Below are 16,135 nucleotides of genomic sequence, written 5' to 3' on the forward strand. Positions count from 1 at the left end.
TCGGTGCGTCAGAGCACCGAGTGCAGGGCCTCGGCCAGCTCGTCGACCCGGTCGTGTTCCGCGAGCTGCGCCGTGACGTACGCGAGGGCGTAGCCGCGTTCCGGGTCGGCCCACGCGCTGCTGCCACCGAGCCCACCCATGCCCCAGCTGCCGTCCGGCTCCCACTGCATACCCAGCGTCCACCGGACCCGGCGCTCCAGCACCAGGTCCGGTCCGTCGTACTGGACCCGGGTGGCCTCGTCGACGAGGCCGGGGCTGAAGAGCCGTACGCCGTCCAGGACGCCACCGGCCAGCAGGCCGGCGTAGAGCCGGCCCAGGCCGGCGGCGGAGGCGTGCAGGTTGACCGCCGGCATCTCGGCGCCCCGCCACAGGGTGCTGTTCAGCACGGCGAGGTCCAGCCCGCCCGCCGGGTTGCCCATCGCCCGGGCTCGCAGTGAGCCGGGCTCGCCGAGCTTCCGGCTCGGCCACTGTGGGTCGCCGTAGCGCAGGTCCGCGCACCGCCGCTGGTCGGTCGCGGTCAGCCCGAAGCCGAGGTCGAGCCGCCACGGGCCGGCGATCTCGTCGGCCAGGAAGCGGCCCACGCCGCGGCCGTCGACCCGACGGACCAGCTCGCCCACCAGGTGGCCGTACGTCCAGGCGTGCTCTCCGGCCAGCGACCCGGGCGGCCACTCGGGGTCGGCGGCGGCCAGGTCGCCCGCGAGCAGCGCCCAGTCGGTGATGGCGGCCGCCGGCCGGGGCACCGGAAAGGCCGGCAGCCCGGCGGTGTGTGACAACACCTGCCGCACGGTGGCCGGGGTGCGGAACTCCGGCCAGTACCTCTCGACGGGCGAGTCGAGGTCGACCCGCCCCCGGTCGACGAGCAGCAGCAGACACAGCGCGGCCACCGGCTTGCTGACCGAGTAGACGTTGACCAGCGTGTCCGGCCGCCACGGTCGGCCGGACGGCCCGTCGGCGGTCCGGGAGCCGCCGACCAGGTCGAGCACCGGCTGACCGTCGTACCAGACGGTCAGGCCGGCGCCGGACTCCCGGCCGGAGGCGAGCAGGTCGTGGAAGCAGTCCCGGACGGGGTCGAAGCGTGCAGGCATCGGATCACCGTAGGCGCTCCGACGGGGTGGGAGTGCCGACTTTTCCGGACCCCGGTGGTCGGGGTGGGGCCGCTGGGGGATGCTGTTCCGATGGCGGAGCCGGAGCTGGTGGATGTGGTCGTGGTGGGGCTCGGGGTCGGCGGCGAGGAGGTGGCCGGGCGGCTCGCCGAGGCCGGCCTCACAGTGGTCGGCGTCGAACGGGACCTCGTCGGCGGCGAGTGTCCGTACTGGGGCTGCATCCCGAGCAAGATGATGATCCGGGCCGCGAACGCGCTGGCCGAGGCGCGTCGTGTCGACGGGCTCGCGGGCACGGCGCAGGTCCGGCCGGACTGGGCGTCGGTGGCGAAGCGGATCCGCGAGGAGGCCACCGACAGCTGGGACGACAGGGTCGCGGTCGAGCGGTTCACCGGCAAGGGCGGCCGGTTCGTCCGGGGCAGTGGCCGGCTCGACGGCCCGGGTCGGGTCCAAGTCGGTGACCAGGTGTTCCAGGCCCGGCACGGTGTCGTCCTGGGCACCGGCACCCGGCCCTCGGTGCCGCCGATCGACGGCCTTGCCGACACGCCGTACTGGACCAACCACCAGGCGATCGAGGTCGAGCACCTGCCCGAGTCGCTGCTGGTGCTGGGCGGGGGCGCGATCGGGCTGGAGCTGGCCCAGGTCTTCGCGCGCTTCGGCGTCCGCGTCACGGTGGTGGAGGCGCTGGACCGGGTGCTGGCCGTCGAGGAGCCCGAGGCGTCCGAGGTGGCCGCCGCAGCGCTGCGCGCCAACGGCGTCGAGATCCACACCGGCGTACGGGCGGAACGGGTCGAGCACGACGGTGACCGTTTCACGCTGCGCGGCGGCGGTGGGGCGGAGTTCACCGCCGAGCGGCTGCTCGTGGTGACCGGCCGCCGGGCGCACCTGGAGGAGTTGGGGCTGGACACGGTCGGTGTGGACGCCACCCAGCGCTACCTGCCGGTGGACGACCGGCTGCACGTCACCGACGGCATCTGGGCGGTGGGCGACCTGACCGGCGAGGGGGCGTTCACCCACATCGCCATGTACCAGGCGGGGATCGTCGTGGCCGATCTGCTGGCCCACGCCCGGGAGGCGAAGGCGGGGGCCGACGCCAGCGGAACCGCCAGCGTCGTCGGCGGCGCGATGGGCGCTTCCAGTTCGCTGGCCGCGAGCGGGTCGAGTGGTTCGGCCGGCACCGTGCCGCGCGCCGACTACCGCGCTCTGCCCCGGGTGACCTTCACCGATCCCGAGGTCGGGGCCGTCGGGCTGACCGAGCAGCAGGCCCGCGAGCGCGGTATCAACGTGCAGGTCGGGTTCACCAAGCTGGGCAGCTCGACCCGTGGCTGGATCCACCAGGTCGGTGACGAGGGTTTCATCAAGCTCATCGCGGATGCCGACCAGGGCGTGCTGATCGGCGCGACGTCGGTCGGCCCGGCCGGTGGCGAGGTGCTGTCCGCGCTGGTGGTGGCGGTGCACGCGGCGGTGCCGTTGAGCCAACTGCGGCACATGATCTACGCGTACCCGACCTTCCACCGCGCCATCGAGGACGCGCTGCGCAACCTGTCCTGACGGCGCTGAACGGTGACGAAGCACAACAGCGTGACAGCAAAATCCGACCATTCTGCTGTTCATTTCTTTCATTCAGGTGACGTACGATTGCGGCCGTGACCAAGCGGTTGACTGAAGTTGCCAAGAAGGCGGGCGTCAGCGAGGCCACCGTCAGCCGGGTGCTCAACGGCCGGGACGGGGTCTCCGAGACGACCCGGACGGCGGTGCTGACCGCGCTGGACGTGCTCGGCTACGAGCGGCCGACCAAGCTGCGCGGGGAGCGGGCCCGGCTGGTCGGGCTGGTGCTGCCCGAGCTGCAGAACCCGATCTTCCCGGCGCTCGCCGAGGTGGTCACCGGGACCCTTGCCCAGCGGGGCTACACCCCGGCGCTCTGCGCCCGCACCATCGGTGGCGTGTCCGAGATGGACTACGTGGAGATGCTCCTCGACCACCAGGTCTCTGGCGTGATCTTCGCGGGTGGCTCGTACGCGCTCGCCGACGCCAAGCACGACCACTACCGGCGGCTCACCGATCGGGGCCTTCCCGTGGTCCTGGTCAACGCCGGTGTGGACGAGTTGGGCTTTCCCCGGGTCTCCACCGACGACGCGGTGGCGGTGGAGCAGGCGTACGGACACCTGCGTTCGCTCGGCCACGAGCGGATCGGGATGGTGCTCGGCCCCGAGGGGCACGTGCCGTCCCGTCGCAAGCTGGACGCCATGGTCCAGGCCGCGGGTTGGGGCGACGCCGAGCGGGAGTGCGTCGAGCGATCCAGCTTCTCGATGGAGGGCGCGCGGGTCGCCGCGACGAAACTGGTCGAGCGCGGCGTGACCGGCATCATCTGCGCGAGCGACGTGCTGGCCCTGGGCACCATCCGAGCCGCCCGGCGGTTGGGTCGCGCGGTGCCGGCGGACATCTCGGTGGTGGGCTTCGACGACTCGGCGTTCATGACCTGCACCGACCCGCCGCTGACCACCGTGCGGCAGCCGATCGAGACGATGGGGCAGGCCGCGGTGGACCTGCTGGTCACCCAGATCGAGGGTGCCGGCGTCCTGCAGGACGAGCTGCTGTTCGAGCCGGAGCTGGTGGTTCGCGGCTCCACGGCGCCCGCGCCCGGCCGCTGAGCGTGCCCCTGTCGTACTAGACCGACCGCCCACCGGCCGTCGATCGCTTCCCGCGGTCGGCGGCCGGTTTTTCGTGGTCGTCCGCAGCGCGGCGATCACTGCCGGATCACCCGTGGACCAGAGCGGCCGGAAAGCCATCAAACCCGGCGCAAAACACGTCACTGTCGGTGTCTGCCGTAACTATGTCGTGTCTTTTCAAAACCCCGTCGACACCTTGCTGAAATGAGTCGCCCTCGTTACAGTGACTCCACTCACACCTGGCTCCGGCGCAGCTACAGGGCGTCAGGTCGCATCACCGCAGATCAGCGCATCTCATGGAGACACCCGTTCCCGAAGGGATGGACAGATGTCCGTACCGCAATACCGAAGGGCTGCGGCGCTGGCGCTCGTGGCCGGCCTGGGGTTCAGCCTCACGGCATGCTCCACGAAGAGCGACGACAAGGACACGACCGCCGGCGGCAAGGTCACCATCACCGTCGACTGCCAGCCGGTCGGCGCCCAGAAAGAGCTGTTGAAGAACTGGAACGACGACGTCGTCGAGTTCCAGAAGCAGAACCCGGACATCGTCGTCAAGAGCGTGAGCGTCGGCGAGCAGTGCAACAACCCGCCGGACTTCACCGCCCGCCTCGCCGGCGGCACGGTGACCGACGTGTTCTACGGGTACATGACCGATCTCCAGCAGGTGCTCGACTCCGGCCAGGCGATGGACATCACCGGTGTCGTCAACAAGGACACGATCCCCACCTGGGACAGCGTCGACCCGGCGCTCAAGGAGGCCTTCACCGACGGCGGCAAGCTGTACGCCGTCCCGGTGAAGAACTACTCGATGGGCCTGGTCTACAACAAGGTCCTGTTCGAAAAGGCCGGGCTCGACGTCAACAACCCGCCCAAGACCTGGGCCGACGTCCGGGCCGCCGCCAAGAAGATCTCCGCCCTCGGCAACGGCATCGCCGGCTACTCCGAGTACAGCGCCGGCAACACCGGCGGCTGGCACTTCACCTCGCTGCTCTACTCGCAGGGCGGCCAGGTGCTGACCCCGGACGGCAAGAAGGCCGACTTCAACAACGCGATGGGCAAGCAGGTCCTGCAGAACATCAAGGACATGCGGTACGGCGACAACAGCATGGGCTCCCGCCAGCTGCTCCAGTGGGGTGACCTGCTGACCAACGCCGGCGCGGGCAAGGTCGGCATGTTCATCGGCGCCCCGGACGCCACCCAGGCGATCGTCAGCCAGTTCCAGGGCAAGTTCCAGGACTGGGCGATGGCTCCGCTGCCCGGCCAGGACGGTCCGGCGAAGGGCACGCTCGGCGGTGGCGAGGGCTACTTCTTCAAGAAGGACCTCTCTCCGGAGCAGGTCAAGGCCGGTCTGAAGTGGATCGCCTACCAGAAGCTCACGCCGGGCAAGGGTCAGTTCGACTACGTCCGGGCCAAGCCGCAGAACTACCCGGTGGGTCTGCCCCAGCCGCTGCTGTTCGCCAACGGCAGCGACGCGCAGAAGCAGGAACTCGAACTGCGTAAGGCGAACGCGAACGTCGACACCGCGAACTTCGCGATCTTCGAGGCGACCCCGGTGCCGATCAAGGGTGAGCCCCGCAACGCGCAGGCGATCTACGCGGTCCTCGACGCCGCGATGTCCGGGGTGCTGACGAACCCGAACGCGAACATCGACGCGCTGCTCAAGACGGCCGAAGAGAAGGTCAACCAGCTCCTGGCCGCCGAGAGCTGACCGGCAGGTGTGGGGGCCGGTCAGCCGGCCCCCACACCCGGCGCCGCACCGTCCGCGTCACTGACTTCCGCAGGAGTTGCCTTGGCGATCACCGCCGTCCCCCAGGCCCCCAGGAAACCGGGTCGCCCGATGTCGCCGTACGCGACAGGGCCGCAGCGCACGAGCCTCGGCCGCAAGGTACGGGACAACCTCACCGGGCACGCGTTCCTGATCGGCGCCGTGCTCTGCTTCGTGGTCTTCTCCTGGTACCCGATGGTCCGCGGCATCGTCATGAGCTTCCAGCGGACCAGGCGTGGCGAGACGACCTGGGTGGGCTGGGACAACTACTCCCGTCTCATCGCCGACCCCAGCTTCTGGCCCGCCTGGAAGAACACGCTCTACTTCACGGTGCTCGCGCTCGTGCTCGGCTACGCGGTGCCGTTCTTCGTGGCGATCCTGCTCAACGAGTTCCGCCACGCCAAGGGATACCTGCGGGTCCTGGTCTACCTGCCGGTCATGCTGCCGCCGGCCTCGGCGCTGTTCCTCTTCAAGTTCTACGCGTACGACCCCAGCGAGGCGGGGCTGTTCAACGCGATCCTGAAGGCACTGCACCTGCCCACCTCGCAGTGGATGCAGTCACCGGAGATGACGATGCCGGCCATGGTGATCGCGTCCACCTGGATGAACATGGGCGGCGCGGTGCTGATCTACCTGGCGTCGTTGCAGAACATTCCCGGTGAGCTGTACGAGGCGGCGGAGCTCGACGGCGCGGGGATCTGGCGGCGGATCCGCCACGTCACGATCCCGCAGACCCGGCTGATCCTCGCGCTCCTGGCGATGCTGCAGATCGTCGCCACGATGCAGCTCTTCATCGAGCCGCTGATCCTCGCCAACGGCGCGGGCGCCGAGGATTCCGCAACCTCGGTGGCGTACCTCATCTACCAGCACGGGTTCTTCCAGAACGACCTCAACGGCGCCGCCGCGCTGGGCGTGATCATGCTCGTGGTGCTGGCCGGCTTCTCCGCCGTCTACGTGCGACTGACTGCGAAACAGGACTAGGACGGCGGCCAATGGCACAGGATTCCGGTACCCGGACCCTCATCTCCCACTCCCAGCTGAGCCGGGGGCGCGGCAAGGTCATCTACTGGACGCTGCTCGTGGTCGTCGTCGCGGGTTTCACGCTCGTCTTCCTCGGGCCCCTCTACTGGATGGTCACCGGCGCGCTCAAGTCCGGCCAGGAGATCGCGCAGACCCCGCCGTCGCTGTTCCCGAAGGACCCGCAGCCGCAGAACTACATCGACGCGTGGAACAACCTGGCCCTGGCCAAGCTGCTGTTCAACACGTTCTACTACGCCATCGGGGCGGTGCTGTTCCAACTCGTCCTCGACAGCGCCGCCGCGTACTCCCTGTCGAAGCTCCGGCCGATCTTCGGCAACACGATCCTCGCCCTGATGCTGGGCACCCTGATGATCCCGGCGATGGTCCTCATCGTTCCGCAGTACGTGACGGTGCTCGACCTGCCGATCCTGCACATCAACCTGCTCGACTCGCCGTTCGCGATCTGGCTGCCGATGGTCGCGAACGCCTTCAACATCTTCCTGTTGAAGCGGTTCTTCGACTCGATCCCGGAGGAGTTGATGGCCGCCGCCCTGATGGACGGGGCGTCGTCGCTGCGCACGCTCTGGTCGATCATCCTGCCGCTGTCGCGTCCCATTCTCGGCGTCGTCTCGATCTTCGCCGTGACCGCGGTCTGGAAGGACTTCCTCTGGCCGAAGCTGGTCATGCCGTCGCCCGAGACCCGGACGGTGAGTGTCGGCATCTACACCTTCGCCGGTGGTACGCCGATGAACGTGGTGATCGCCGCGTCGGTCATCGCCGCCATCCCGACTGTCATCATCTTCCTGATCTTTCAACGGAACATCATGTCCGGTCTGACCACGGGCGGCATCAAGGGATAGCCCACGACCGCATCCACCCGCGCGACGAACGACGACAGTTCGTCCCGACACATATCTCCCTGCGGCGAACCCGCCGACGTACTGACGCAGAAAGCAGGTGCTCGTGTCCACAGCTGACAGAAGTCCGTGGTGGCGTGGAGCCGTGATCTACCAGGTGTATCCCCGGAGCTTCGCCGACGGCAACGGCGACGGCATCGGTGACATCGCCGGCATCCGGTCCCGGTTGAACCACCTGTCCGCGCTCGGCGTCGACGCGATCTGGTTCAGCCCCTGGTACCCGTCGCCGATGGCCGACGCCGGGTACGACGTGTCCGACTACCGCGACATCGATCCGGTCTTCGGCACGCTCGCCGAGGTGGAGGCGCTGATCGCGGAGGCGCACGACCTCGGCATCCGGACGATCGTCGACGTGGTGCCCAACCACTGCTCCGACGCGCACCCGTGGTTCCAGGCCGCGCTGGCCGGCGGCCCGGGAGCGCCCGAACGGGACCTGTTCTGGTTCCGTCCCGGCCGGGGCCCGAACGGTGACCAGCGGCCCACCGACTGGGTCGGCGAGTTCGGCGGCGAGACCTGGACCCGCACCACCAACCCGGACGGCACGCCCGGTGACTGGTACCTGCACCTGTTCGCGCCCCAGCAGCCGGACTTCAACTGGGAGCACCCCCGGGTGCGGGCCGAATTCGAGGACATCCTGCGGTTCTGGTTCGACCGGGGCGTCGACGGCATCCGGATCGACTCCGCCGGTCTGCTGGTGAAGGACGGGACGCTGCCCGAGGTCGAGCCGGACCGGCCGCACCCGTTCCACGACCTGGACGGGGTGCACGACATCTACCGGGGCTGGCGTCGCGTCGCCGACGAGTACGCCGACCGGGCGCTGATCGGTGAGGTGTGGCTGCCGGACCGGCAGCGGTTCGCCAACTACCTGCGCCCCGACGAGCTGCACGCGGCGTTCAACTTCGACTTCCTCGGTTGCGCGTGGGACGCCTCGGCGCTGCGCGAGAGTATCGACGGGACGCTCAGCGCGCACGCGCCGGTCAACGCGCCGGCCACCTGGGTGCTCTCCAACCACGACGTGACGCGGCACGTCACCCGCTACGGCCGGGCGGACACCACGTTCAGCTTCGCTGCCAAGCGCGAGGGGATCCCCACCGACCTGGAGCTGGGCACCCGCCGGGCCCGGGCCGCCGCGCTGCTGTCCCTGTCGCTGCCCGGCGCCGCCTACGTCTATCAGGGCGAGGAGCTGGGGCTCTGGGAGGTCGAGGACATCCCGTACGCGCTGCGGCAGGACCCGATGTGGGAACGCTCCGGTCGGATCGACCCCGGTCGCGACGGCTGCCGCGTGCCGCTGCCCTGGGCCGGTGACGAGCCGCCGTTCGAGTTCAGCCCCGAGGGTGCCGCCGCGCCGTGGCTGCCCCAGCCGGCCGACTGGAAGGACCGCACGGCGCTGGCGCAGACCGGCGACGCGGCCTCGATGCTGGAGCTGTACCGGGCGGCGATCCACCTCCGGCGGGCCGAGGCGGCGCTCGGCGACGGTGAGCTGACGTGGCTGCCCGCCCCGGACGGGGTGCTGGCGTTCAGCCGCGGCGGTGGCTTCCGCTGCCTGGTCAACCTCACCGACGGTGCGGTGCCGCTGCCCGCCGACGGGGAGTTGCTGCTGGCCAGTGGCCCTCTCGACGACGGTCTGCTGCCGTCGGACACGGCCGTCTGGCTGCGTACCCCCGAAGAGGTGGACGGACCGCGCGCGGACGCCACCGCCCTGACCTGATCCGACCGACGTGGTGCCGGCGGTCCCGTCCCGACCGCCGGCACCGCACCACCCGAGCACCGCGCCCGAGGAGGGAGTACGAGGGACCGCTACGCCGCACCGACACGGGGGACCTGGCCTGCCTGACGAAAGGGAGAGCGCAGCTCATGGCCAACCACACCACCGCCACCCCGCACCACCTCCGACACCCGGCGCGCGCCGGGCTGGCCGCGATCGCCGCCACCCTGCTCGCCGCCACCTCGCTGACCGTCCTCGCGGTCACCGGCAGTGCCACCCCGGCCTCGGCGGCGGGGTTGTCCCCCTTCGACATCTCCGGCCGTGGGGCCACCGTCCCGTTTCTCGAACAGGAAGCCGAGAAGGCCGCTCACAACGGCACGAAGATCGGCCCGGACCGGCGCTACGGCACGCTGCCGTCGGAGGCGTCCGGCCGCGAGGCGGTCACCCTCGACGCCGTCGGCGAGTACGTCGAGTTCACGCTCACCGCCCCGGCCAACGCGGTCACCTTCCGGCACAGCCTGCCGGACAGCCCCTCCGGCACCGGCCGGGACGCCGCCCTCGACCTGCGGGCCAACGGCACGCTGCTGAAGTCGGTGCCGGTGACGTCGAGGTACGGCTGGTACTACGGCGGATACCCGTTCAACAACAACCCGGGCGACACGAACCCGCACCACTTCTACGACGAGACCCGGACGATGTTCGGCACCACCTACCCGGCCGGTACGAAGATCCGGTTCCAGGTCTCCTCGACCGCCCAGTCGCCGTCCTTCACGATCGACCTGGCGGACTTCGAGCTGGTCGCTCCGGCGATCGCCAAACCCTCCGGTGTCATCGACGTGGTCACTGACTTCGGCGCCGACCCGAGCGGCGCGACCGATTCGACAGCGAAGTTCCAGGCCGCGGTCGACGCCGGAAAGGCCCAGGGCCGCGCCGTCTGGATCCCGACCGGCACGTTCACCCTCTGGGACCACGTGGTGGTCGACGGGGTGACCCTGCGCGGCGCGGGCCCGTGGTATTCGGTGCTCGGCGGGCGGCACCCCACCGACCGCAAGCGGGCTGCCGGCATCTACGGCAAGTACGTCCCCGGCGGCGGCTACACGGGTGAGATCCGGTCGCACGAGGCCGGCGGGCCGAGCCGCAACGTCACGCTGCGGGACTTCGCCATCATCGGCGACATCCGCGAACGGGTGGACGAGGACCAGGTCAACGCCCTGGGCGGGGCGATGACCAACTCGGTGGTGGACAACCTGTGGCTGGAGAACACCAAGGTCGGCGCCTGGATGGACGGCCCGATGGACAACTTCACCATCCGCAACAGCCGGATCCTGGACCAGACCGCGGACGGGGTGAACTTCCACACCGGCGTCACCAACTCGACGGTGACCAACACGTTCGTGCGCAACACCGGCGACGACGCCCTGGCGATGTGGGCGCAGAGCGTGCCGAACGTCAACAACTCGTTCACGCACAACACCATCGGCGTGACGCTGCTGGCGAACCACCTGGTCAGCTACGGCGGCCGGGACATCAAGATCACCGACAACGTGACTGCCGACTCGCTCACCAACGGCGGTGGCATCCACGTCGCCAACCGCTACCCGGGCGTGCAGGGTGACACCGCGGTCCGGGGCACCTGGACGATCGCCCGGAACACGCTGATCCGCAACGGCAACTCGGACTACAACTGGAACTTCGGCGTCGGGGCGATCTGGTTCTCCGCCCTCAACGAGGCGTTCAGCCAGGCCACCATCAACATCACCGACACCGACATCCTGGACAGCTCGTACGCCGCGCTGCACTGGATCGAGGGCCAGACCAGCGGGATCAACCTCACCAACGTACGGATCGACGGCGCCGGCACGTACGCGCTCCAGGTGCAGGCGCCCAGTCAGGTGTCGTTCACGAACGTGCGGGCCACCAACATCGCGCAGAGCAACCCGATGCACAACTGCGTGGGCGGCGGCTTCCAGATCACCCAGGGCTCCGGCAACTCGGGCTGGTACACGTCGACCCCGTACTGCGGCCCGTGGCCGGAGCCGCAGTGGGGTGGCGGCCCCAGCACCCCGCCGACCACCGGCCCCACCACCCCGCCACCGACCACCGCACCCCCGACCACGCCGCCCCCGACCACGCCGCCGCCCACCGGCGGGAACCTGGCGCTGAACCGGTCGACGACCGCGACCAGCACCAACCAGAGCTACACGGCGGGCAACGCCGTCGACGGCAACGCGGCCACCTACTGGGAGAGCGCCAACAACGCCTTCCCGCAGTCGATCACCGTGGACCTGGGTGCGGTCCGCTCGGTCGACCGGGTGGTGCTCAAGCTGCCCGCCGGCTGGGAGCAGCGCACCGAGACGCTGTCGGTGCTGGGCTCCACCGACGGCTCGTCGTACGCCACGCTCGCGTCGTCCGCCGGTCGGGTCTTCGCCCCGGGCACGGGCAACACCGTGTCGATTCCGCTGCCCTCCGGTGACCGCCGCTACGTCCGGGTCACCGTCACCGGCAACACCGGCTGGCCGGCCGCCCAGCTCAGCGAGGTCGAGGTGTACGGCGGAACCGCCACCACGCCGCCGACCACCGCACCCCCGACGACGGCCCCGCCGACCACCGCCCCGCCGACCACCGCCCCGCCGACGACGCCCCCGCCCAGTGGCAACCTCGCCGCCGGACGGTCGATCACCGAGACCAGCCACTCCGACGTGTACGCCGCGCCCAACGCGGTGGACGGCAACGCCAACACCTACTGGGAGAGCGCCAACAACGCCTTCCCGCAGTCGCTGACGGTGGACCTGGGCGCCACCCGTTCGGTGTCCCGGGTCGTGCTGAAGCTGCCGCCGTCGTCCGCGTGGCAGACCCGTACGCAGACCCTGTCGGTGCTCGGCTCCACGAACGGCTCGACCTTCAGCACCCTGAAGTCGTCCGCCGGCTACACCTTCAACCCGGCCAGCGGCAACACGGTCACCGTGACCTTCACGGCGACCAGCCAGCGGTACCTGCGGCTGACCGTCACCGGCAACACCGGCTGGCCCGCCGGCCAGCTCAGCGAGTTCGAGGTCTACTCCAGCTAGGCCGACGGCCCCCGCCCGAGCGGGGCGGGGGCCACCGGTCGGGAGCCCGGCGCAGCGCGGCGCCGGCCCGCCCACACCCGTCCCACACCGCACCGTCCCCCACCTGTCGCGGCACGACGGGCGTACCCCTGCACCCGTCACCGGGCAACGCACCCCACACCACCCCCGAAAGAGGTGTAGCCACCGATGTCCAGAAACGGCACCACCCGAGGCACCCCGCGAACCGGCTCGCCCGGTTCCGCCCACCCGGGCGGCCGAGCGCCGGCCCGCCGACGGCTGCTCGCCGGCGCGCTCGCCGGACTGCTCCTCGCCGCCGTTCCCGCCGTCACCCCCGCGACCGCGGCACCGGCAGCGACGCCCGCCTCCGCCCCGGCGGGCTCCGCCCGCGCGGCCCTGCTCGCCGGGCTCTCGGCCACCATGAGCGCCAGCAGCTACAACCAGAACTACGTGGCGGGCAACGCCAACGACGGCAACGCCACGACCTACTGGGAGAGCGCCAACAACGCCTTCCCGCAGTGGATCCAGGCCGACCTGGGCGCCACCGTCAGCGTGGACCGAGTGGTGCTCAAGCTGCCGCCCTCGTCGGACTGGCAGACCCGCACCCAGACCCTGTCGGTGCTCGGATCCACCAACGGCTCGACCTTCAGCACCCTGAAGTCGTCCGCCGACTACACCTTCAACCCGAGCAGCGGCAACACCGCGACCGTCAGCTTCACCGCCACCAGCACCCGTTACGTGCGGGTGCAGGTCACCGGCAACACCGGCTGGCCGGCCGCACAGTTCTCCGAGGTGGAGGTGTACGGCGCCAGCGGCAGCACCGACACCCAGGCGCCGAGCGCCCCCGGCAACCTGGCGTACACCCAGCCCGCCAGCGGGCAGATCCGGCTCACCTGGTCGGCGTCGAGCGACAACGTCGGGGTGACCGGCTACGACGTCTACGCCAACGGCGCGCTGCGCGGCAGCGTCAGCGGCTCGACGCTGACGTACACCGACAGCCAGGCGGACACCGCCACGGTCTCGTACTACGTGCGGGCCAAGGACGCGGCCGGCAACCAGTCGTCGAACAGCAACACGGTGACCCGCACGGGAACCGGTAACCCGCCCACCGGGACCAACCTGGCGGTCGGCAAGCCGATCACCGCGTCCGGCTTCGTGCACACGTTCGTGGCGACGAACGCCAACGACAACAACGTGGCCACCTACTGGGAGGGCAACGGCAACCCGAGCACGCTGACCGTGCAGCTCGGTGCGAACGCCAGCCTCAGCCAGGTCGTGTTGAAGCTCAACCCGGACTCGGCGTGGGGCACGCGTACCCAGAACATCACAGTCCTCGGCCGGGACCAGGGCTCGTCGACCTTCACCACGCTCGTCGGCGCGACGAACTACACCTTCAACCCGGGCAGCGGCAACACGGTGACCATCCCGGTCTCCGCGACCGCCGCCGACATGCGGCTCTCGATCGCCTCGAACACCGGCGCCCCGGCCGGCCAGGTGGCCGAGTTCCAGGTCTTCGGCACTGCCGCGCCGAACCCGGACCTCACCGTGACGGGCATGTCGTTCAGCCCGTCCGCGCCCGTGGAGACCAGCACCGTCACGCTCTCCGCGACCGTGCGGAACGCCGGCTCGGCGGCCTCCGCCGCGACCACCGTCAACTTCTACCTGGGCTCCACCCGGGTCGGCACCGCGTCGGTCGGTGGCCTCGCGGCCGGCGCGTCGACCACTGTCAGCGCCAGCATCGGCACCCGCGACGCGGGCAGCTACCCGCTCAGCGCGAAGGTCGACGAGTCGAACACCGTCGTCGAGACCGACGACACCAACAACAGCTACACCAACCCCAGCCCGCTGGTGGTCAGCGCGGTCGCCACCAGTGACCTGGTCGCCTCGGCGGTCGCCTGGTCGCCGGGTAACCCGTCGGCCGGCAACACCGTCACGTTCTCCGTGTCGATCCGCAACGCCGGCAGCGTGGCGTCCGCGTCCGGCGCGCACGGCATCACCCTCACCGTGCTCAACGAGTCCGGCACGGTCGTGCGTACGCTGACCGGCTCGTACTCAGGTGTGATCAACGCCGGGGCCACCGTCGGCCCGGTCAACCTGGGCACCTGGACGGCCGCGAACGGCAAGTACACCGTCCGGGTCGTGCTCGCCGCCGACGCCAACGAGCTGCCGGTCAAGCAGACCAACAACAGCAGCGACCGTCCGCTCTTCGTCGGGCGCGGCGCCAACATGCCGTACGACATGTACGAGGCCGAGGACGGCGTGGTCGGCGGCGGCGCGGCAGTCGTGGGCCCGAACCGGACCGTCGGCGACCTGGCCGGTGAGGCATCCGGCCGGCGTGCGGTGACCCTCAACTCGACCGGCAGCTACGTCGAGTTCACCACCCGGGCCAGCACCAACACGCTCGTCACCCGCTTCTCCATCCCGGACGCGTCCGGCGGCGGGGGCATCAACTCGACGCTCAACATCTACGTCAACGGCACCTTCCACAAGGCCATCGACCTGACGTCCCGCTACGCCTGGCTGTACGGCAACGAAACCAGCCCGGGCAACTCGCCGAGCGCGGGCGGACCGCGGCACATCTACGACGAAGCCAACGTCATGCTCAACTCGACAGTGCCGGCCGGCAGCAAGATCCGCCTCCAGAAGGACGCGGCCAACACCACCAACTACGCGATCGACTTCATCAACACCGAGCAGGTCTCGCCGATCGCGAACCCGGACTCGGCCCGCTACGTGACGCCGGCCGGCTTCACCCACCAGGACGTGCAGAACGCCCTGGACCGGGTGCGGATGGACACCACCGGCAACCTGATCGGGGTGTACCTGCCCGCCGGCAACTACTCCACCTCGTCGAAGTTCCAGGTGTACGGCAAGGCGGTCAAGGTGACCGGCGCCGGGCCCTGGTACACCCGGTTCAACGCCCCCTCCGGCCAGGACAACACCGACATCGGCTTCCGGGCCGAGAACTCGGCGGCCGGATCGTCGTTCGCGAACTTCGCCTACTTCGGCAACTACACCTCGCGCATCGACGGCCCGGGCAAGGTGTTCGACTTCGCCAACGTGTCGAACATCGTGATCGACAACATCTGGGCCGAGCACCAGGTCTGCCTCTACTGGGGCGCCAACACCGACTACATGACGATCAAGAACTCGCGGATCCGCAACCTGTTCGCCGACGGCATCAACATGACCAACGGCAGCACCAACAACCTGGTCAGCAACAACGACGCCCGGGCCACCGGCGATGACAGCTTCGCGCTGTTCTCGGCGATCGACGCGGGCGGCGCGGACATGCGGGACAACATCTACGAGAACCTGTCGTCGACCCTGACCTGGCGGGCCGCCGGTGTGGCCGTCTACGGCGGCTACGGCAACACGTTCCGCAACATCTACATCGCGGACACGCTCGTCTACTCCGGCATCACCATCAGCTCGCTCGACTTCGGCTACCCGATGAACGGCTTCGGCGCGAGCCCGCCGACCCGTTTCGAGAACATCTCGATCGTCCGGGCCGGTGGGCACTTCTGGGGCGCGCAGACCTTCCCGGCGATCTGGGTCTTCTCCGCCTCGAAGGTGTTCCAGGGCATCCGGGTCAGCGACGTGGACATCGTCGACCCGACCTACAGCGGCATCATGTTCCAGACCAACTACGTCGGTGGGCAGCCGCAGTTCCCGGTCACCGACACGGTCTTCACCAACATTTCGATCAGCGGCGCCCGCAAGAGCGGTGACGCCTACGACGCGAAGTCCGGCTTCGGTATCTGGGTGAACGAGATGCCCGAGTCCGGGCAGGGGCCGGCCGTCGGGTCGGTGACCTTCAACAACCTGCAGTTGAGCAACAACGCGGTGGACATCCGCAACACCACGTCGACCTTCACCATCAACCGCAACTGA

The 16,135-nt window shown here is 69.8% G+C and carries 9 protein-coding genes; 8 read left to right on the forward strand and 1 reads right to left on the reverse strand.

The genetic code is table 11. From position 1 onward, the window contains the following. Window positions 1-8: 8 nt before the first annotated feature. The gene (locus ACLQ27_RS14320) at window positions 9-1,085 is read right to left on the reverse strand and encodes a serine hydrolase domain-containing protein (RefSeq protein WP_425867094.1); all 1,077 of its coding nucleotides are present in this window, start codon (window positions 1,083-1,085) and stop codon (window positions 9-11) included. A gap of 90 nt (window positions 1,086-1,175) precedes the next feature. On the opposite strand from ACLQ27_RS14320, the gene ACLQ27_RS14325 reads away from it, so the two are divergent. The 8 genes from ACLQ27_RS14325 to ACLQ27_RS14360 all read left to right on the forward strand — a co-directional run bounded on the left by ACLQ27_RS14325 (window position 1,176) and on the right by ACLQ27_RS14360 (window position 16,135). Further along, window positions 1,176-2,651: a dihydrolipoyl dehydrogenase family protein gene (locus ACLQ27_RS14325; RefSeq protein ID WP_425867096.1), complete on the forward strand. Its 1,476-nt coding sequence runs from the start codon at window positions 1,176-1,178 to the stop codon at window positions 2,649-2,651. A gap of 95 nt (window positions 2,652-2,746) precedes the next feature. After that, entirely contained in the window at window positions 2,747-3,751 is a 1,005-nt protein-coding gene (locus ACLQ27_RS14330) for a LacI family DNA-binding transcriptional regulator (protein WP_357491383.1), read from the forward strand. Between the two features lie 346 nt (window positions 3,752-4,097). After that, the gene (locus ACLQ27_RS14335) at window positions 4,098-5,477 is read left to right on the forward strand and encodes an ABC transporter substrate-binding protein (RefSeq protein ID WP_234583190.1); all 1,380 of its coding nucleotides are present in this window, start codon (window positions 4,098-4,100) and stop codon (window positions 5,475-5,477) included. Window positions 5,478-5,558: 81 nt separating this feature from the next. Continuing rightward, window positions 5,559-6,515, forward strand: a complete 957-nt coding sequence (locus ACLQ27_RS14340; RefSeq protein ID WP_374109259.1) for a carbohydrate ABC transporter permease — start codon at window positions 5,559-5,561, stop codon at window positions 6,513-6,515. 11 nt (window positions 6,516-6,526) lie between these two features. Next, complete coding sequence (locus tag ACLQ27_RS14345; RefSeq protein ID WP_234583192.1) at window positions 6,527-7,414, forward strand: carbohydrate ABC transporter permease; 888 nt, start codon at window positions 6,527-6,529, stop codon at window positions 7,412-7,414. A gap of 142 nt (window positions 7,415-7,556) precedes the next feature. After that, window positions 7,557-9,179 carry a glycoside hydrolase family 13 protein gene (locus ACLQ27_RS14350; RefSeq protein ID WP_425867098.1) on the forward strand — a complete coding sequence of 541 codons (1,623 nt, stop codon included), beginning with the start codon at window positions 7,557-7,559 and terminating at the stop codon, window positions 9,177-9,179. 146 nt (window positions 9,180-9,325) lie between these two features. Beyond that, on the forward strand, window positions 9,326-12,244 hold the full coding sequence (locus tag ACLQ27_RS14355; RefSeq protein ID WP_425867099.1) for a discoidin domain-containing protein: 2,919 nt from the start codon (window positions 9,326-9,328) through the stop codon (window positions 12,242-12,244). Window positions 12,245-12,430: 186 nt separating this feature from the next. Continuing rightward, entirely contained in the window at window positions 12,431-16,135 is a 3,705-nt protein-coding gene (locus tag ACLQ27_RS14360; RefSeq protein WP_425867101.1) for a discoidin domain-containing protein, read from the forward strand.

Origin of the sequence: Micromonospora sp. DT63 (assembly GCF_049841615.1) — a bacterium.
Lineage (GTDB): Bacteria > Actinomycetota > Actinomycetes > Mycobacteriales > Micromonosporaceae > Micromonospora.